This is a genomic window from Streptomyces sp. NPDC031100, from assembly GCF_055570785.1.
In genome coordinates this window covers 326,093-343,555 of record NZ_JBVIGN010000004.1, presented here as the reverse complement: position 1 = coordinate 343,555, position 17,463 = coordinate 326,093, and the positions used below count along the sequence as shown (strand labels likewise).

Here is a 17,463-nt window from a genome sequence, read left to right as displayed (position 1 = left end):
TGACGTGTCAGGAGTCCTTCTGCGCCTGACCTGTACGGCCGCGATGGCGGCCCAGGCGGCCCTCGCGCCCGTACCGGCGGCGGCCGCACCCCAGCCGGAACGGTCCGTCTCCCAGTTGCTGACGGACCTTCAGCAGCTGTACCGGCAGGCCGAGCAGGCCACCGAGACCTACAACGGCACCGCCGAGAAGCTCAAGCGGCAGCGGGCCGAGGTCAGCCGCCTCGACGGCGAACTGGCCCGTGCCCGGCTCGCCCTGCAGGACAGCCGCATCGACGCCGGCCGGCTGGCCCGGCAGCAGTACCAGAACACCACCGACCTCTCCCCCTACATCCGCCTGCTCCTCGCCCCCGACCCGCAGCACGCGCTGGACGAGGGGCATGTCATCGGACAGCTGGCCCGCAAGCGGGCCGAGACGGTGGCCCGGCTGACCGGCACGGAGAAGAGGCAGGCCGCACTGGCGAGGGCGGCGCGCAAGGCCCTGGACGGGCAGCTCGCCCTCGCCGGGCAGCAGAGGAAACAGCGCAACGACGTGACGGCGAAGCTCGCCGACGTGGAACGGCTCCTCGCTTCCCTCACCCCTCAACAGCTGAGCGCCATCGCCCAGTTGGAGCAGCAGGACGTGGCCGACGCGCAGGGCAGGCTCATGACCTCGGGCGCCCTCGGCGACGACCGGCCGCCTTCGTCGACCGAGGGCGACCGGGCGGTCAGCTACGCCCTGGACCAGGTCGGAAAGCCGTACCAGTGGGGAGCGGCGGGCCCGAAGTCGTACGACTGCTCGGGCCTGACCTCCCAGGCCTGGGACCACGCGGGCACCCCCATCCCCCGCACCAGCCAGGAACAGTGGGCCCGCCTGAAGAGGATCCCGCTCGCCGCACTCCGTCCCGGTGACCTCGTCGTCTACTTCCCGGAGGCGACCCACGTGGCGATGTACGTGGGAGACGGACAGGTCGTACAGGCCCCGCGGCCGGGAGAGAAGATCGAGCTCTCTCCCCTGGCGTCCTATCCCGTACTCGGCGCCGTACGCCCGGACGAGAACCCGCCCGACGGCGCCCAGGTCACAGAGGCCAGGTGAGCCCGGGCCTCACCCGTGGGTGTGCTCGCGGTTGTTGCAGGCATCGTTCACCGAGTCGCCGGTCCACGGTGCGGCCAGGGGGATGAGCCCGAACGCCTGCCTGCAGAGGTAGGCACCGTCGAGGTTCCGGCCGGCGATGTTGACGTGGCCGACGGGGTCGCCGCCGCCGGCGTGGGCCGGCGTGGCGAGGGCGAGACCGGCCACGGTGAGCGCGGTGAGGGCGCTGATCTTCTTCATAGCCGGGTCAACGACATCGGATCGGCCCAGGTCACGCGCCGGTGACCGAGGCCAGATAGGCGGCAGTCCGCTCCGGCTCGTAGAAGAAGTCCTCGAAGTCGGCCGGATCGTTGAACGCATTGGCGAAACGATCAGCCACCGGCTGCAGCTGACCCGCCGCACCGAGGAGGTTCAGGACGTGCTCCGGCGGCGGCGCCAGCATGGCGTTGGTCCACTTGGTCACATGGGACGCGGTCGCCCAGTACCGGTCGAACGTGCTCCGCATCCACTCCTCGTCGAACGGCTTGTCCTCCCGCTCGAGGATCGAGGCGAGGTACGCGGCCGCGCACTTGGACGCCGAGTTGGAGCCCTGGCCGGTGATCGGGTCGTTGGCGACGACCACGTCGGCCACGCCGAGGACCAGACCGCCGGAGGGAAGAACACCGATGGGGTTGCGGACGGTCGGGGCGTAGCGGCCCGCCAGCGTGCCGCCGGCGTCCGTCAGCTCGACCTTGGTGGCCCGCGCGTGCTCCCACGGAGTGAACGTCTCCATGAGTTCCAGGGTCAGGGAGAGGTGCTCCGCCGGGTCCTTGACGCCGTTGAAGACGTCGAGCGGGCCGCCGGGTATGCCCTCCCAGAAGAGGATGTCGGCGCGGCCGGAGGTGGTCAGCGTCGGCATGATGAACAGCTCGCCGACGCCGGGGACCACGTTGCAGCGGACCGCGTCGAACTCCGGGTGCTCGGGGCGCGGGCCGAGTCCGTTGACGTACGCCACCGCGAGGGCGCGCTGCGGCTCGCGGTACGGGGAGCGCTCCGGGTCGCGGGCGAACATCGACACCAGCTCGCCCTTGCCGGCCGCGACCAGGACGAGGTCGTAGGTGCGGGAGAAGTAGTCGAGGTCGCCGACCGCCGCGCCGTGGATGACCAGCTGGCCGCCGCGCTGGGCGAACGTCTCCATCCAGCCGGCCATCTTCACGCGCTGGTCGACCGACTGGGCGTACCCGTCGAGCCTGCCCACCCAGTCGATCGCCCGCTGGGTCGGACCGGGGTCGTGCGAGCCGGGGGCCGCGACCGAGACGCCGAGTCCTTCGATCTTCGGGGCCTGGGACTCCCAGAAGTTCAGCTGGAGATCGCGCTCGTGCTGCAGTGCGGTGTCGAACATGCACTGCGTCGACATGACCCGGCCGGAGCGGATCTCGTCCGCGGTCCGGTTCGACATCAGGGTGACCTCGTAGCCGTGCGACTGCAGGCCGAGGGCGAGCTGGAGTCCGGCCTGGCCGGCTCCGACGACGAGTATCTTCCGCATGCGGGTGTGTCTCCTACGGGGGCTGGGGACTACTCGGGGGCTACTCGGGGGTTTCGTCCAGCGCGTGGGCCACCAGGGCCAGGAGGGTCTCGATCACCGAGATCCGGCGCCGCGCGTCCATGATCATGACAGGGACGTGCGCGGGGACCGTCAGCGCCTCCCGCACGTCCTCCGGGTCGAACAGCTCGCTGTCGTCGAAGTGGTTGACCGCAACGACGTACGGCAGTCCGCAGCTCTCGAAGTAGTCCAGGGCGGGGAAGCAGTCCTTCAGCCGGCGGGTGTCGGCGAGGACGACGGCGCCGACCGCGCCGCGCACCAGGTCGTCCCACATGAACCAGAACCGCTGCTGGCCCGGCGTGCCGAACAGGTAGAGCACCAGGTCGTCGTCGAGCGTGATGCGGCCGTAGTCCATGGCCACCGTGGTGGTCAGCTTGCCGGGCGTGGCGGTGAGGTCGTCGGTGCCCTCGCTGGCCTCGGTCATCAGCGCCTCGGTCTGCAGCGGCGTGATCTCCGAGACGGCCGCGACCAGGGTGGTCTTGCCGACGCCGAAGCCGCCCGCCACCACGATCTTCGTGGCTACGGGCGCCCGGGTACGGTCCTTCTGCCAGGCCTTCAGGTCCTCGTCGGGCTCGGTGAAACCAGCAACGAGGGGGGTGACGCCGGTGGCGTCAGAGACGGCGGAGTCCACTCAGCACCCTTTCCAGCAGAGCGCGGTCCGGGCGGCCGGTGCCGTGACCGGTGCCGGTGCCGTACACACGGATCTTTCCCTGGTCCGCGAGGTCGCTCAGCAGGACGCGGACCACGCCGAGCGGCATTCGCAGCAGCGCGGCTATCTCGGCCACCGTGCGCATACGGCGGCACAGTTCGACGATGGCCCGCAGCTCCGGCATGACCCGGGTGGTGAGGGCTCCGTTCGTCAGTTCCTTGCGCTCCTCAGGGGCCTCCAGCGCGGCTGTGCTGGCCACGAACGTCTCCACGAGGAGGACGTGGCCGAAGCGGGTACGGCCGCCGGTGAGCGAGTAGGGGCGGACGCGGGCGGGTTTGCGGTCGCCGCCGCGCACGGGGAGTTTCTTGGGCGTGCCGCTCATCGGGTGCTCCCCGTCGACTCGGCCTCCAGGGATTTCCGCAGCTCGCTGCGGAGTTCGGGGGTGAGCACGTGGCCGGCGCGGCCGACGAAGAGCGCCATGTGGTACGCCACCACGCTCATGTCGCACTCCGCGGAGCCGTGCACGCCGAGCAGCGAGCCGTCGCTGATGGACATCACGAACAGGCTGCCCTCGTCCATCGCGATCATCGTGTGCTTGACCCCGCCGAACTCCAGCAGTCTGGCGGCGCCGATGGTGAGGCTGCCGATGCCGGAGACGATGGTGGCGAGGTCGGCGGAGGAGCCTCGGGGGCCCTTCGGGCGGCGCTTCTCCTTGGATTCCGCGGTGCGGGCGGGGTCGGAGGAGAGCAGGAGCAGGCCGTCGGAGGAGACGACTGCGACGGACTGGATGCCGGGTACGTCCTCGACCAGGTTGGTCAGCAGCCAGTGCAGATTGCGGGCTTCACTGCTCAGTCCGTAGGTGCTGGGCGCGGTCAACTGCTTGCCTCCTCGGCTGTGCCCCCCGTGGCTTGTTCGGTGTGTGCGGCGATCTCTGCCTCTACGTCCCTGTAGCCGGCCTGGGCTCCCTGGCGGAAGCCGCCGAGCCGGAGGCGCAGGGCCTCGGCGTCCACGCCTGCGGCGCGCTGGCGCGGCGGTGCTGTGGGCGCGGTGATCCTGGGTGTGCGCTTGGGGAGGCCCTTGCTGGTGAGCGCCTCGGCTTCGGCATCGGCGGATTCGTTCCCACCCGCACCACCCGTGCGGCTCTCGTCGTCGGGTGCAGGTGGCCCCTGTGGGGCGTCCTCATCGTCGGCGGCCGCGGGATCCGTCGTGGCTTCCGGGAGCAGCAGCTCCATCGTGGTCTCGGCGAAGGCCTCCGTGGGCTCCTTCGGCCGGGTCACCGCTTCCTCGGTGGTCGGCTCGTCGGCCTCCGCCCTTGCGTGGGCCTCGGGGCCCTCCGCTTCTCGTGCCGCCCTCTCCGCCAGCGCCACCAGCGGATCCGTGCTCTTCGTCCGCGCGTGCAGGACGTTGGAGTTGACCTCGGCGTCGGCGCCGGGGAAGGAGAAGGTCTGGGTGGTGTCGGCGGAGGTGGCCGGGGGCGGGACCGCTGCCGCGGGGGGCTCGGCGAGGAGGGTCTGGGGCAGGACGACGACCGCCGCCACCCCGCCCTGCTTCTGCTCGCGCAACTGGACGCGGGCGCCGTGCCGGTGGGCGAGGCGGGCCACGACGTACAGGCCGAGGCCGAGGCCGTCCTCGCCCTCCTGGTCGTACGGCGACTCGGGGTCGAAGTCGGCGAGGCGGGAGTTGAGGCGGTCGAGGCGCTCCGCCGCCACGCCGATGCCCTCGTCCTGGACGGACAGCATGATCTCGCCGGACTCCAGCAGCCAGCCGGAGACCTCCACGGGCAGGTCCGGCGGGGAGAACGAGGTGGCGTTCTCCATGAGTTCGGCGAGGAGGTGGGAGAGGTCGTCGGCGACGAAGCCCGCCAGGTGGGCGTGCGGGGGCAGGGCCGCGATGCGGACGCGCTCGTAGCGCTCGATCTCGCTGACCGCCGCACGGACCACGTCGACCAGCGGGACCGGGCCGTGGTGCTGCTGGACGTGCTCGGTGCCGGAGAGGACCAGGAGGTTCTCGCTGTGGCGGCGCATGACCGTGGCGAAGTGGTCGAGCTTGAAGAGGGTGGCCAGGCGGTCGGGGTCCTGTTCGCGCTCCTCCAGGCCCTCGATGACCGCCAGCTGGCGCTCGACCAGGCCCAGCGTGCGCAGGGCGAGGTTGACGAACGTGCCGCCGATGCTGGTGCGCAGCCGCTCCAGCTGGGCCGCCGACTCGGCGAGTTCGGCGCGCAGTTCCTCGCGGGCGTCGGCCATCTTCTGCCGCTGGCCGACCAGGTGCTTGCGGTCGGTCTCCAGGGTGGTCACCCGCTCGTGCGCGGCGACGGTCTGTTCGCGCAGGGCGAGCGTGTGCGCGTGCAGGGCGTTGACCGAGCGGACGACCTGGGCGAACTCGTCGTTGCGGCCGGTGAAGGTGATCGGTTCCTGCGTGGCCGGGTCCTCGGCCCCGGCCAGCCGGGCCGAGCCGCGGCGCAGCACCGACAGCGGGCGGGTGAGGGTGCGGGCCATGGCGGTGGCGATGCCGACGGCGACCAGCATCAGGGCGCCGAGGACGGCGATGCGGATCTCCAGGGCGGTGACGTCGTCGTCCCGGAGCTTGGCGAGGTCCTTGGTGCGGTGGTCGTAGAGGGCCGCCTCCGCGCCCCGCATGAGGTCCACGCGGGCGGACAGGGCCGCGTCCAGCTTCTTGGTGCCGGTGGTCGGCTCGCTGCCTTGCAGCGTCGGCTGGTCGGTGAGGAGGGCCAGGTACTTGTCGGCGGAGTTGACCTCGGGCCCGGTGACCGTGGAGTCGTACGAGGCGACGGCCGCCTTGGGCGCGGTGGCCCGGAAGTCGGCGAGGGCCGCGTCGGCGCGCAGCCGCGCCTGCTGGGCGGCGGCGGTGAGCGCGTCGCGCTGCTTGCGGTCGGCCTCGGTCGTGGTGGAGGTGGTGGTGGGCAGACCGGTGGCGGGGTTGATCACCGTCTGGGTGGTGGACGGGATGTTCAGCGCGGCCAGCAGCAGGCCGCGAGCGGCGGCGGACTGCTGGACGGCGGAGTCCAGTTCGGCGAGGGAGTAGGCGCCGGAGCCGGCCCGCGGGGGCAGCTGCTCGGCCAGCTGGTCGGCGAGCCGGTGCAGTTCGCCGATGGTGGCCGAGTACGCCTGGTGGGTCTGCAGCGCGTTCGACTTGCCGGTGAGGGCGGAGCGGCGCACGGCCGCGATGCCGTCGAGGTCGGTGCGCAGCGAGGCCGGGGTGTCGGTGTCGGCCCGCAGATCCTCGACCTGGCGGTCGACGCGGGCGCTGCGCTGCTCCGAGGGCGCCTTGGGCTTGGGGCGGCCGGCGGCGATGTAGGAGGTCACCTCGTCGCGTTCGTCGGCCAGTGAGTGGGCGAGCGCGAGCGCGTCCTGGGTGCGGGCGGCCAGCGTCACGAGGTCCTGGGAGTCGCTGACGTCCTGGGAGGCGGCGAGCAGCGAGGGTGCGCCCGCTCCGGCGATGGCGGCGGCCACCACGGCCACGGCAACGATCAGCCGGTTGCGCACATGGGTGGGACGGCCGGTGCCCACGGGGGTCTGCTCGGCGGCTCCCTCGGGGGCCGTCTGCCTGCCTGTGCGCCGAGGCCGCTTCATCTGCACCGGTGCTCGCATTCCTGAACTCGTCTACCCAAGGGACCGGGTGGCGGCCCGTCATCTCGGTGCCCAGTGGTGTATGCACCCGGTTCGTACGGCTCCCGACCCTCCCAGCGCCGGTGGGCAGGGGTCCCGCATCACCTGACCCGCCACCCGAAGGAGTGAACATCGGAGGGGAGTTGGCGGGCAAGTTCCCGTGGCGTGTGCAGCGCTCCCGTACGGCGGGCCGGTTGGACGCGCGCGGCAGGCTTTGACAGTATTCGCCACCGCGCCTTTCCGGAGCGTGTCATTTACCCCCAAACCAGGCGCGTGACCTGCGCGGCCGTGCCAATTCGGCGGTGCTTGCCAGCCTTTGGCGAAGCCTGTGAAGGGCTCGTGCAGACTGGCCGAATGCGAACTGATCTGGTTTCGGAACCCGGCGACGCGAACCGCCCCAACGAGGACTTCGCCGGAGTCGGACTACCCGCGTCCGGTCAGGGAGGTTGCGTGATCTTGCTGGACGGAGTGACGCCGCCGAAGAGCGGGACGGGGTGTCTGCATTCCGTGCCGTGGTTCACGGCGCGGCTCGGCGGCGCACTGACCGAACTGACCGTTTCGGGCCGAGATCTGACGCTCCCGGAGATTCTTTCGCGGGCGATCGCTCGCACGGCCGACGCGCATGCGCACACCTGTGAGCTTTCTCACCCGCGGACTCCCCAGGCGACCGTCGTCCTGACCCGCTGGTCCGCCGACGCCGTGGAGTACCTGGTCCTGTCCGACTCCGTACTGCTCCTGCAGTCCCCCGACGGCACGGTCACGCCGGTCCTGGACGACCGCCTCGACCGGCTGCCCCGCTCCGCCCTGGCCACCGACGCCCTGATCGACGCGAATCTGCGCAACAAGGAGGGCGGCTTCTTCACGGCCGCCGCCGACCCCTCGGTCGCCTCCCGCGCGGTCACCGGCACCCTTCCGCGCCCCGAGGTCTCCGCGCTGGCCGCCCTGACGGACGGCGCGACCCGCTGGACGGAGAAGTTCCACGAGGGCGACTGGACGGCCCTGTTCGACCTGGTCGCCAAGGAGGGCGCCCGCTCCCTGGTCGACCGGGTACGCGAGCGGGAGCGGGCGGACCGGGAGGAGCGGGCGTTCCTCGGGCTCAGCAAGACGCATGACGATGCGACGGTGGTGTACGCGGAGCTGTGAGGCCTGCGCGAGGTGCGGCCTACTTCTCCATGACCCTGTTCAACTGGTTCAGCAGCCGGGCGAGTTCGGCCACCTCGCGGCGGTCCCAGTGGGCGAGCTGGCTGACGTAGCGGGCGCGGCGGGCCTCGCGGACCTTGGTGACGCGGCCGCGGCCCTCGTCGGTCAGGGTGACCAGCCAGGCACGGCCGTCGGCCGGGTCGGGCTCGCGGGCGATCAGGCCCAGGTCCTCCAGGGCGCGCAGCTGGCGCGACATGGTGGCCTTGCCGACGCCGATGTAGGCGGCGAGTTCGGTGGCGCGCTGGCCGCCGAGTTCGTCGAGGCGGATGAGCAGACCGTACGCGGAGGACTCCAGGTCGGGGTGGACCTCGCGGGCCATCTCGCCCTGGTTGGCCCGGGCACGCCTGAGCAGCACGGTCAACTCGCGCTCCAGCGCGAGGAATTCCTGGTCTGCTCCACTCGGCGTCACCTGCCCGGTGACCCGGTGTCCGTCGCCGTTTCCGTCCTCGTGCACGTCAGCACCCCTGCTTGGTTTCGCTGTCCTGAAAGTTTCTGTCAAACGCCGTCATAGCCGCAGCTCCGTCAGTATTTCGCAGGCGTAGACCAACGGCAGCCTCCGGACCCTCTTCCCACGCCGTCATCTACGTGCGTAGCTTCTTCAGCAGGCAATCAATGACATGCCCACGCCTAAAGGTCGTCCGCGGTCCCCCACCTCACTCCTCGGAGGCACGTCATGCCCGTGCTCAGACCTGGTTACCTCCACCCCCGCCCCCTCACCGTCCTCGTCGCCGCCCTGCTGGCGGCACTCTCCCTCGCCTTCCCCCTCACCTCCGCCCGGGCCGCGGGCACGCCCGGCCGCGGCTCGGCGTACATGGGCATGGGAGTCCTCGCCCACGTCGGGCGGAACGGCACCCCCAGCACCGGTGACGTCACCCAGACCGAGGGCGTCGACGTCTCCGGCCACCAGGGCAACGTCGCCTGGAGCACCCTGTGGAGCAGCGGCGTCCGCTGGGCCTACACGAAGGCCACGGAGGGCACGTACTACACGAACCCCTACTTCGCGCAGCAGTACAACGGCTCGTACAACGTCGGCATGATCCGCGGCGCCTACCACTTCGCGACCCCGGACACCACGAGCGGCGCCACCCAGGCCAACTACTTCGTCGACCACGGCGGCGGCTGGTCCAGGGACGGCCAGACCCTGCCGGGCGCGCTCGACATCGAGTGGAACCCGTACGGCGCCGCCTGCTACGGAAAGTCAGCGAGCGGGATGGTCGGCTGGATCGCCGACTTCCTGAACACCTACAAGGCGCGTACCGGCCGGGACGCCGTGATCTACACGGCCACCAGCTGGTGGACCCAGTGCACCGGCAACTACGGCGGTTTCGCCGCGAACAACCCGCTGTGGATCGCCCGCTACGCCTCCGCCCCGGGGACGCTGCCGGCGGGATGGTCGTACTACACGATGTGGCAGTACACCTCCTCCGGCCCGACCGTCGGGGACCACGACAAGTTCAATGGGGCACTGGACCGGGTGGTGGCATTGGCCAACGGCTAGTTCAGCACCCTCTCGGCCGGGGGTCCGGGGGTTGCCCCCCGGACAAGCACAGCAATGGGGCGCTGGACCGGGTGGTGGCATTGGCCAACGGCTAGTTCAGCGTTCGCCAACGGGTGGTTCCTGCTCGTGCTGCGCGGCGGCTGTCCCTTCCGGGCGGCCGCCGTTTCTGCGTTGGTGCTCGACGCCGGCCGGGATCATGCTGGTCAGGAGAGGAGCCTGCCGAGCAAGGGCGAGATGAGCGGCGATGGAGCGACACTCGACGTACACGGCCACGGCCACCATCGATGAGCAGGGCATCCTGACCGGCTGGAGCGAGGGCGCCCAGTGGCTGCTCGGCTACGAGGCCTCGGCGGTCGTCGGACGTCCGGCCGGCACGCTGCTCGCCGCCGAGGCCGGGTCGGCCCGCCGGACCCTTGCCGGGCGGGAGCGCTGGAACGGCACCGTACCCCTGCGCCACCGCGACGGCCGGCGCCTGGAGCTGGGGCTCCTCGCCCACCGCCGGACGTCGGACACCGGCGCCACCGACTGGCTCGTGGTGGCCGCCGTGGGCGACCGGCCGCAGCCGCCCCGCGGCGAGCCGCTGGAGGAGTGGACGTTCATCCAGTCCCCGTTCCCGCTGGCGATCTTCGACACCGAGCAGCGCCTGATGCGCGCCAACCGCCGCCTGGAACGCGCCCTGTCCCTGCCCGAGGCGGCGATGCGCGGACTGCGTCTGACGCACATCGCGCCCGGTCCCACGAGCGACGAGGCCGAGCGGACGATGCGCCGCGTGCTGCAGACCGGCGAGCCGCAGGAGGTGCAGTCCGGCCTCGCCCCGGACCTCGGCCGGCCCACCGTCCTCACCCCGCTCAAGGACGGGACCGGCACGGTGCGGGCCGTCTGCCTCGCGGCGAGCCGGCGCTCCCCGGGCCCCGCCGCCCGGCCGGGTACCGCGGGCGAGACCGGCTCCCAGGCCGGCACGGCCCCCGACCTCGGGCGCGCCGCGCAGGAGCTGGCCGAGGCCACGGTCCCCCGGCTCGCCGACTTCATGGCCGTGGACCTGTTCGACTCCCCGCAGAACTCGGGCGCCCCTGTCGACGCGTCGGCCGGCCCGGTGGTCCTGCGCCGCGTCGCGCTGCGCACCGTCCCCGACGGCGACGTACGCCCGGCCGGGGCTCGGGTGGGCGAGGCGATCGCCTACGAGCCGGGGTCGCCTCCGGCGGAGTGCCTGGCCACCGGCCTGTCCGTGCTCTACGACGCCTCGGACCCGGTCGTCGCGGGGTGGGCGGCCGTGGACCCCGCTGCCGCGTGGCTGCACGCGTACGGCACGCACTCGCTGATGGTGGTGCCGGTGCTCGCCGAGGGCAGCACGCTCGGGGTGGCCCTCTTCGGCCGCCACCGGCGCCCGCAGCCGTTCGGTCCGGAGGATCTGCGGCTCGCCGGGGAACTCACGGCCTCGGCCGCCGTCGGCCTGCACAGCGCCCACCGGTACTCCCGGGCGCGCACCACCACCATGGCCCTGCAGCGCAGCCTGCTTCCGCACACGCTGCCCGACCAGGCAGCCCTGGACATCGCCACCCGGTACCTGCCCGCGGCCACCCGGGCCGGCGTGGGCGGCGACTGGTTCGACGTGATCCCGCTGTCCGGGGCCCGGGTCGCCCTCGTCGTCGGCGACGTCGTCGGCCACGGCATCCGGGCCTCCGCCACCATGGGCCGGCTGCGCACCGCGGTGCGCACCCTGGCCGATGTCGACCTGCCCGCGGACGAGCTGCTCACCCACCTCGACGACCTCGTCCTGCGGCTGGCCGCGGACGAGGGCAGCGCGGACCCGGCCGCCGAGACCGCCGGGGGCATCGGCACCACCTGTCTGTACGCGGTCTACGACCCTGTCTCGCGCCGGTGCACCGTCGCGCGGGCCGGCCATCCGCCGCCCGCCGTGGTCACCCCGGACGGCGCGGTCCGCTTTCTCGACGTGCCCGCCGGTCCGCCGCTGGGGCTCGGCGGGCTGCCGTTCGAGGCCTTCGAGACCGAGCTGCCGGAGGGCAGCCTGCTCGCCCTCTACACCGACGGACTGCTCGAAGCACGCGACCACGACATCGACGAGGCGCTGGACAAGCTGTTCGCCGCGCTCGGCCACCCCGCGCCGACGCTGGACGCGATCTGCGACCGGGTCCTGACCGAGATGCTCAGCCACCGCCCCGACGACGACATCGCCCTGCTCGTCGCCCGCACCCGGGCGCTGCACACCGACCGGGTCGCCGCCTGGGACCTGGACTGCGAGTTCACCGTGGTGGCCCGGGCCCGCAAGCACACGAGCGACCAGCTGGCCGCGTGGGGGCTGGAGGAGGCCGCGTTCACCACCGAGCTGATGGTCAGCGAGCTGGTCACCAACGCCATCCGCTACGGCCAGCCGCCCATCCAGCTCCGGCTCATCCACCAGAACTCCACCCTGATCTGCGAGGTGTACGACTCCAGCGGCACCACCCCGCACATGCGGCGGGCCCGGATCTTCGACGAAGGGGGCCGGGGCCTGCTGCTGGTCGCCCAGCTGGCCAAGCGCTGGGGCACCCGGCACGACCGGGTGGGCAAGACGGTGTGGGCGGAGCAGTCTCTGTCAGTGGGCTGACAGGGGCTGCCCCGCCGGGGGGCCTTGGTGGCCGGGTCCTGATGCTGTCTTTGACCGGCGTGGCGAGGGCTACGGCTACTTCTGGTTGGTGTTGGCCTGGTTGACGTTGTCGCCGTTCTGGTTGACGTTGGCCTGGTTGACGCCGTCCCTGCCGTCCTGGTTGGTGTTGGACTGGCTGACGTTGTTGCCGTTCTGGTTGACGTTGGCCTGGTTGACGCCCTTGCCGCCGCTTTGGTCGATGTTGATGGTGTCGGCGTGGGCGTCGCCGCTGGTGGCGTTGCCGGTGATGATGGTGCAGATGCCACGGCAGTTGACGATCAGGCCGCTGGTGGCGTCAGCAGCTCAAGCAACCGCTCCTCGCTCAGGCCAGATCTTTCTGCGCAACGTGCACGCGCCGGAACCGCCTTGGAGCGCGCGCCCTGCCGAGCCGCCTTCGGCACCAGAAGCTGTGTACGCGAATCCCGAAGGCAGATCAGCGGATCGCCCGCGCCCGGTGAACGGCTATGAGCAGCGCGAGATCGACGGGGGATTCGTCCTGGGTGAGCTGCTCCCATGCACACGCCAGCTTCGGCAAGATCGACGGCCCATCATGGGCGCTGGGCTTGAGCAGGGTGATCCGAAGGAAACGCCTAGGTCTGCGTGCAGCGTGGTCGCAGGATCGGGTTCCAGGCGAACCAGTCCAGGTTCTCGGCACCCAGTTCCCACGGCGACTCCAGCAGCAGTTCCCGGGTCGCCTCAAGGTCCGCGGTGACGGCAGCTGGCGCCGGGCCAATCCGGGCCATCCAGTCGCCCTCCGCACGCCAGAACTCCTCGTCCTCGCCGCGCAGGCGGCACGCCGCTGCTTCCACGCAAGCAGGCCATCTCGGCATCCCGTAGTGGTCGTCGCGGAACCCGGACCAAGGTGCGCTGGCGAAGACAAGGAAGTCGTCCGGCGACAGCCTCTGCTCGAGGTGCGCGAGCATGTCGAGGCGCTGTTTCGCGTGCTTCTTGATGTCTCCGAGGAATCCCCAGCCGAAGTCCGTCAGGGTTCCCTCGCATCCCGGCCAGACCTGGTCCCGGTCCAGGACCAGATCCTCCAGCTCGTAGAGACGGAACTGGTCGTCGGAGCCCAGGACGTCGAAGGCCTGCCGGGTGAGCCAGGTGTTGCGGGCGAACATCGTCCCGTCGTGCAATGCCTTGCGCCGACTGGTCGGCCGTGAGGCATGCACGTTCTCGATCGGGCCGTTGCGCCACACGGACCGGACCAGCCCGTAAGCGGCTGCCCACCGCAGTCCGTCCTGCGTCTTGAAGAAGCCCAACTTCGTCAGACGCAGCCGTGCCCACTCCAGCGCGTCCTGGATGTCCCCGTCCGTCGGCTGCTGCTCCCCCACGATGTCCCGCTCCCCCGCGTCGGTGTGCCTTCCCATTTGCGCTGCAGCGCCCGCAGGAAGAGTCAGATCGTACGCGGCCCCACTGACACCTCGCTGCCGTCTTCCACGACGTTCACAGCGTCCACCGGACCGCTCCGAGAGAGGCCGCACCGCTGGAAGTCCGCGCTGAGCGCGTGCAGTTCAGCGCGACGGGCGAGCATGAGTTCCTCCGGCTGCCGCAGGGCGGTGTCCAGGAGCCAGACCCCGCGGCGGAACCGCTGGAAGCCGATGCTCTCCCACAGCGCGGCGATCTTCTCCTTCGCCTGACGGCGGTACGCCTCGGTGACCTGCTCGCGGTCCTCGGGGTATTCGCCCATGGCCGGATACGCCGCCACCGCACAACAGCCGCCGGACAGCCGGCGGATCGCCTCAGCCGCCAGGATCGGTCCCAGCCCGAAGCCCCTCCATGCCCTGTCGAGATGGACACGGTCGAGGATCAGCAGATCACCGACGGGGTGGGTGACGGCCTTCTCGAACGCGGCACTGTAGCCCGCGCGTCCAGACCGACGGAGAACGGCTGAGGCGATGACCTCGAGATCACCGGACTCGGCATCAGCCGCCTCCCACCCACTGTCACCGGTGTCATCACGCAGCCGCCACAGGATCACATGCCCGACCTTGATGCCCGCAGCGGGAGCACGGCTTTCCTCGCCCTCCTCGTCCTACTGCTTGCCGCACGGGGCTTCGCCGTTCCCGGCCAGCCCGACCTGCGGCTTCGCACGCTTGCGGACGTGTTCGCGTACGCCGCTGCCAAGGGCGTCGAGCTGCAGATCGACGGCACCGAGGTCCAGGTCCGCCGCCCGCGGGCGAACAAGCCCGGCCGCCGCGCCTTCGTCTCGGGCAAGCACAGGCAGAACACCAAGAAGGCCACCGTCATCACCGACGGGAAGGGCCGCACACTGTGGACCGGGGCGTTCCGGCCCGGCCGCATGCATGATCAGACGGCGTTGAAGACCGATGACATCTGGGATCTGTTCGAGCAGTTCCCCGAGGTCAGGACCAAGGTCGACGCCGGTTATCTGGGCCTGGCCAGAGACTTCCCCAACCAGGTCGAGGCGCCTCCGAAGAAACCGAGCAAGGACGCCACCCCCGAGGAACTGGCCGTCTGGGAAAGGGTCCGACACCAGCAGTCCTCGGAGCGGATCTGCGTCGAGCACGGCAACGCCGAGCACAAGCAGTGGCGGCCCCTGCAACGCTGGATCGGACGCCGCGAGTACTACGACGAGACTCACTCGGCCATCGCCGGCCTGGTCTCCGACCGCGCCGCCGAGAGGTGATCATCCACCCGGCGACTCGCCAGGCCAGCACGCCCCACCCTCAATCGCGCACCACCTTGTAACCCTGCTCCCCCCCTGGCGTCAAGCTGGGACCGCCCCCGGCTTCGTCCCGTCCGGCTTGCCCGGGGTCGTCTTACAGAAGACTTCACCCTTGTAGAAGTGGCAGCCCGGCATGTTCTTGATGTCCTTGGGTTCACCCTTCCCTCCGCCCTTCTTCTTGCTCTTCTTGTCCTTCTTGTCCTTGTCTGCCTTGTCGCTCTTGGCGTGGCCGGCCTGGCTCACCGCCGCCGTCCTGGTGGCGACATCGGTGTGCGGTGCGGTGGCGAATGCACTGGCGGGCACCATCACACCGCCTGCGGCCAGTGCGGCCGAAGTGGCCAGCAGCGCCAGACGCCGGCTGTGACATATACGAGGCATGGAAATTCTCCTCCTGAAAGGAATAGTGATCAGATTCACCGGATATCGCCCCCGCTGCTCGGGGGTGCTCTGCGGCAGCGGGAGTCATCTCGTGGACCGCACCGGCGGGGCTGCCCCGCACGGAGCTGTGGGGCCGCACGCTGTACGTGAGGGCCGTACGTCAAGTAAGTCCCTCCCGGCGCATCACATCACGACACGGCATTTCGGGGCTTGACAGTCGGTGGCCGCACCCGTTGTCCCAGCTCCAGCAGGCGTTCAGCTCCGTGACAGACCCGGCTGGTGGAGTGGCGGGTCGGGGAGTGCTCGAGGAGCCGGCCGGCACCACGCTCGGGTGGGGGTTTGCCTTCCGGGTGCAGGGGCGGGGTGCGGTGTGGAGGGGGCCGGGGCGGGCGCCATATCGCCGGGTCTGGCCCGGTCAGGGCCGGCAGGCGGCGTGATCGCGGCGGGGCGGGCGGTGATGCCACGGCCGGAGTCTGAACGCTGCGGGCCGGCCAGGACGGGCCACGACCACACGCGCGGCACCTTTTATCAATATCGTTCCAGGGTGTCAAGTCACGTATTGCGGTGACATGACGGACTCTTCCCGGTGGGGTTTATTTGAAGCAAGCCCGCCGGGGAAATCCCCGGAAAACCCGAGGCCTGAAAATATCCCACTCTTCCTGTGTGGGACGGATACCAATCCCCTGCAACACCGAATGGAGAATTCTCATGACCAAGATTTCCTGGACCCGCCGTATCGTCTTCGCCGCCAGCTCGGCAGCCCTGATCGGCGGCGGTGTGGCTCTGCCGGCCACCGCGATGGCCGCTCCCGCCCCCCAGCACGTCGTCGCCCAGGTCCCCACGGACGACAGCGCCGACAGCGCCGACGCCATCACCGGCAGCAACGGGGACCAGACCCAGGTCGGCGGCGACAACAACAACTCCCCGGCCACCGCCAACGGCGGCACCACCGGCGATGTGAACGTCGACCTCAAGGGCCGCCAGGACGGCAGCACCATCAACGCCGTCAGCGGCGACGCCAACGGCGGCACCGCCTCCACCCGCGGCGGTGACACCAACGGCGACCAGACCCAGGTCACCGGTGACGCCCACGGCGGCCAGGTCAACAAGGCGCAGATCAAGCAGGCCGCAAAGGGCAAGAAGTGACCCCACCACCCAGCCCGCCGGGGCCTGCTCCCTGCAGCACGACGAGCCGGTGACCACAGCGGATGCCGGGGAGGCAGGGCAAGCCCGCCTCCCCGGCATCCGCATGGCCGGCGCCCTCGACCGAGGGCCTGCCGAACAAGAACCTCGTATCAAGGACCAGGGAGAATTCCTGATGACCAAGCTTTCCTTCACCCGCCGTACCGTGCTGGCCGTGGCCGGGGTGCTGGTGGCCGGTGGCGGTGTGGCTCTGCCGGCCACCGCGATGGCCGCCCCTATGCCCCACACCGCACCGCACGCCGTCAGCGCCGCCGCGCAGACCCTCGTCCAAGACGACGGCAGCGGCGACCGGGGCGATGCCTCCGTCGATCTCACGGGCCGCAGCGATCACACCACCACCACCGCTGACGGCGGCACCTCCTCCATCGACCTCAAGGGCCGCAGCGACAACAGCAGCAACACTGCCGAGGGCGACAATGCCTCCGTCACCTGCCACGGCCGCTGCGACAACAGCAGCAACACCCTCCCCGGTGACGACGCCACCCTCAAGGTCAGGGGCAGATTCGACAACAGCACGGTCACCGGCGACGACGTCACCGTCGACTGCAAGGGCAAGGGCTGCCCCGGTCCCGCGCCGGGCAGCGAGCAGAAGAAGGCCGCGAAGGACTCCGCCGCCGCTCTCAAGGGGTGACCAGGGCCGGCACCATGAGCCCTTTGAGCGTGGCCACCGGCCGGGTGAGGACGGAGGTGTCCGCCGACCGACAAGGCTTCTGTGCCGGTGGGTGAGGTGTTCGACGTCTCACCCCACCGGCACAGGAGCCTTGTCGGTTTTCCCTTCCTGGCGCACCGGGCCCGCCTCATGCCCTGGCCGGCGGGGTCACCCTGCTCATCGTCACCCGCTTCCTTCGTAGCGCTTACGAGGTGCCGGGTGGGATCAGCGGGGTGTTCGAGCAGTGAGGTCCGTCACGCCTTCCTCGAGCTGGGCTCG

At 70.8% G+C, this 17,463-nt stretch carries 17 protein-coding genes; 7 read left to right on the top strand and 10 right to left on the bottom strand.

The window, feature by feature from the left end:
• The first annotated feature begins 4 nt into the window (after positions 1 to 4).
• A complete protein-coding gene (locus ACZ5DS_RS13440) occupies positions 5 to 1,072 on the top strand; it encodes a C40 family peptidase (protein ID WP_468237142.1) in 1,068 nt (355 codons plus the stop codon).
• Between the two features lie 9 nt (positions 1,073 to 1,081).
• On the opposite strand, the gene ACZ5DS_RS13435 is transcribed toward ACZ5DS_RS13440, so the two are convergent.
• From ACZ5DS_RS13435 to ACZ5DS_RS13410, 6 genes are read right to left on the bottom strand one after another with little or no spacing between them, the layout of a single operon-like run.
• A complete protein-coding gene (locus ACZ5DS_RS13435; protein ID WP_468237140.1) occupies positions 1,082 to 1,309 on the bottom strand; it encodes a hypothetical protein in 228 nt (75 codons plus the stop codon).
• A 31-nt stretch (positions 1,310 to 1,340) separates the two neighbouring features.
• On the bottom strand, positions 1,341 to 2,594 hold the full coding sequence (locus ACZ5DS_RS13430) for a styrene monooxygenase/indole monooxygenase family protein (RefSeq protein ID WP_468237138.1): 1,254 nt from the start codon (positions 2,592 to 2,594) through the stop codon (positions 1,341 to 1,343).
• 40 nt (positions 2,595 to 2,634) lie between these two features.
• Positions 2,635 to 3,282: a GTP-binding protein gene (locus ACZ5DS_RS13425; protein ID WP_468237136.1), complete on the bottom strand. Its 648-nt coding sequence runs from the start codon at positions 3,280 to 3,282 to the stop codon at positions 2,635 to 2,637.
• A complete protein-coding gene (locus ACZ5DS_RS13420) occupies positions 3,263 to 3,682 on the bottom strand; it encodes a DUF742 domain-containing protein (protein WP_468237133.1) in 420 nt (139 codons plus the stop codon). Before ACZ5DS_RS13420 ends, ACZ5DS_RS13425 begins: the two co-directional genes overlap by 20 nt.
• Entirely contained in the window at positions 3,679 to 4,176 is a 498-nt protein-coding gene (locus ACZ5DS_RS13415; RefSeq protein ID WP_468237131.1) for a roadblock/LC7 domain-containing protein, read from the bottom strand. Before ACZ5DS_RS13415 ends, ACZ5DS_RS13420 begins: the two co-directional genes overlap by 4 nt.
• On the bottom strand, positions 4,173 to 6,908 hold the full coding sequence (locus ACZ5DS_RS13410) for a sensor histidine kinase (protein ID WP_468237129.1): 2,736 nt from the start codon (positions 6,906 to 6,908) through the stop codon (positions 4,173 to 4,175). Before ACZ5DS_RS13410 ends, ACZ5DS_RS13415 begins: the two co-directional genes overlap by 4 nt.
• 372 nt (positions 6,909 to 7,280) lie before the next feature.
• On the opposite strand from ACZ5DS_RS13410, the gene ACZ5DS_RS13405 reads away from it, so the two are divergent.
• Complete coding sequence (locus ACZ5DS_RS13405) at positions 7,281 to 8,069, top strand: protein phosphatase 2C domain-containing protein (RefSeq protein WP_468237127.1); 789 nt, start codon at positions 7,281 to 7,283, stop codon at positions 8,067 to 8,069.
• A gap of 19 nt (positions 8,070 to 8,088) precedes the next feature.
• On the opposite strand, the gene ACZ5DS_RS13400 is transcribed toward ACZ5DS_RS13405, so the two are convergent.
• Positions 8,089 to 8,580, bottom strand: coding sequence for a MarR family winged helix-turn-helix transcriptional regulator (locus ACZ5DS_RS13400; protein ID WP_468237124.1), 492 nt, complete (start codon positions 8,578 to 8,580; stop codon positions 8,089 to 8,091).
• Between the two features lie 219 nt (positions 8,581 to 8,799).
• On the opposite strand from ACZ5DS_RS13400, the gene ACZ5DS_RS13395 reads away from it, so the two are divergent.
• Entirely contained in the window at positions 8,800 to 9,624 is an 825-nt protein-coding gene (locus tag ACZ5DS_RS13395) for a lysozyme (protein WP_468237122.1), read from the top strand.
• Between the two features lie 244 nt (positions 9,625 to 9,868).
• Entirely contained in the window at positions 9,869 to 12,229 is a 2,361-nt protein-coding gene (locus tag ACZ5DS_RS13390) for a SpoIIE family protein phosphatase (RefSeq protein WP_468237120.1), read from the top strand.
• Between the two features lie 629 nt (positions 12,230 to 12,858).
• Here the strand turns inward: ACZ5DS_RS13390 and ACZ5DS_RS13385 are convergent.
• Both ACZ5DS_RS13385 and ACZ5DS_RS13380 read right to left on the bottom strand, forming a co-directional pair.
• Positions 12,859 to 13,635 (bottom strand): hypothetical protein, encoded by a 777-nt coding sequence (locus ACZ5DS_RS13385; protein ID WP_468237117.1) that lies wholly within the window; start codon positions 13,633 to 13,635, stop codon positions 12,859 to 12,861.
• Between the two features lie 26 nt (positions 13,636 to 13,661).
• Positions 13,662 to 14,246, bottom strand: a complete 585-nt coding sequence (locus ACZ5DS_RS13380; RefSeq protein ID WP_468237114.1) for a hypothetical protein — start codon at positions 14,244 to 14,246, stop codon at positions 13,662 to 13,664.
• Between ACZ5DS_RS13380 and ACZ5DS_RS13375 the strand changes: the two genes are divergently transcribed.
• Positions 14,247 to 14,915, top strand: a complete 669-nt coding sequence (locus ACZ5DS_RS13375; protein WP_468237112.1) for a transposase family protein — start codon at positions 14,247 to 14,249, stop codon at positions 14,913 to 14,915.
• Between the two features lie 81 nt (positions 14,916 to 14,996).
• On the opposite strand, the gene ACZ5DS_RS13370 is transcribed toward ACZ5DS_RS13375, so the two are convergent.
• Positions 14,997 to 15,332 (bottom strand): hypothetical protein, encoded by a 336-nt coding sequence (locus ACZ5DS_RS13370; protein WP_468237110.1) that lies wholly within the window; start codon positions 15,330 to 15,332, stop codon positions 14,997 to 14,999.
• 708 nt (positions 15,333 to 16,040) lie between these two features.
• Here ACZ5DS_RS13370 and ACZ5DS_RS13365 point away from each other — a divergent pair.
• A complete protein-coding gene (locus tag ACZ5DS_RS13365) occupies positions 16,041 to 16,478 on the top strand; it encodes a hypothetical protein (protein ID WP_468237106.1) in 438 nt (145 codons plus the stop codon).
• A gap of 172 nt (positions 16,479 to 16,650) precedes the next feature.
• Entirely contained in the window at positions 16,651 to 17,166 is a 516-nt protein-coding gene (locus ACZ5DS_RS13360) for a hypothetical protein (protein WP_468237108.1), read from the top strand.
• Positions 17,167 to 17,463 lie beyond the last annotated feature (297 nt).

What these genes read in the sequence shown, in the direction of transcription:
- ACZ5DS_RS13385 (WP_468237117.1), bottom strand. Translation starts at nt 13,635, where the DNA reads ATGGGAAGGCACACCGACGCGGGGGAGCGGGACATCGTGGGGGAGCAG.
- ACZ5DS_RS13435 (WP_468237140.1), bottom strand. Translation starts at nt 1,309, where the DNA reads ATGAAGAAGATCAGCGCCCTCACCGCGCTCACCGTGGCCGGTCTCGCC.
- ACZ5DS_RS13375 (WP_468237112.1), top strand. Translation starts at nt 14,247, where the DNA reads ATGCCCGACCTTGATGCCCGCAGCGGGAGCACGGCTTTCCTCGCCCTC.
- ACZ5DS_RS13390 (WP_468237120.1), top strand. Translation starts at nt 9,869, where the DNA reads ATGGAGCGACACTCGACGTACACGGCCACGGCCACCATCGATGAGCAG.
- ACZ5DS_RS13430 (WP_468237138.1), bottom strand. Translation starts at nt 2,594, where the DNA reads ATGCGGAAGATACTCGTCGTCGGAGCCGGCCAGGCCGGACTCCAGCTC.
- ACZ5DS_RS13395 (WP_468237122.1), top strand. Translation starts at nt 8,800, where the DNA reads ATGCCCGTGCTCAGACCTGGTTACCTCCACCCCCGCCCCCTCACCGTC.
- ACZ5DS_RS13405 (WP_468237127.1), top strand. Translation starts at nt 7,281, where the DNA reads ATGCGAACTGATCTGGTTTCGGAACCCGGCGACGCGAACCGCCCCAAC.
- ACZ5DS_RS13410 (WP_468237129.1), bottom strand. Translation starts at nt 6,908, where the DNA reads ATGCGAGCACCGGTGCAGATGAAGCGGCCTCGGCGCACAGGCAGGCAG.
- ACZ5DS_RS13365 (WP_468237106.1), top strand. Translation starts at nt 16,041, where the DNA reads ATGACCAAGATTTCCTGGACCCGCCGTATCGTCTTCGCCGCCAGCTCG.
- ACZ5DS_RS13370 (WP_468237110.1), bottom strand. Translation starts at nt 15,332, where the DNA reads ATGCCTCGTATATGTCACAGCCGGCGTCTGGCGCTGCTGGCCACTTCG.
- ACZ5DS_RS13420 (WP_468237133.1), bottom strand. Translation starts at nt 3,682, where the DNA reads ATGAGCGGCACGCCCAAGAAACTCCCCGTGCGCGGCGGCGACCGCAAA.
- ACZ5DS_RS13360 (WP_468237108.1), top strand. Translation starts at nt 16,651, where the DNA reads ATGACCAAGCTTTCCTTCACCCGCCGTACCGTGCTGGCCGTGGCCGGG.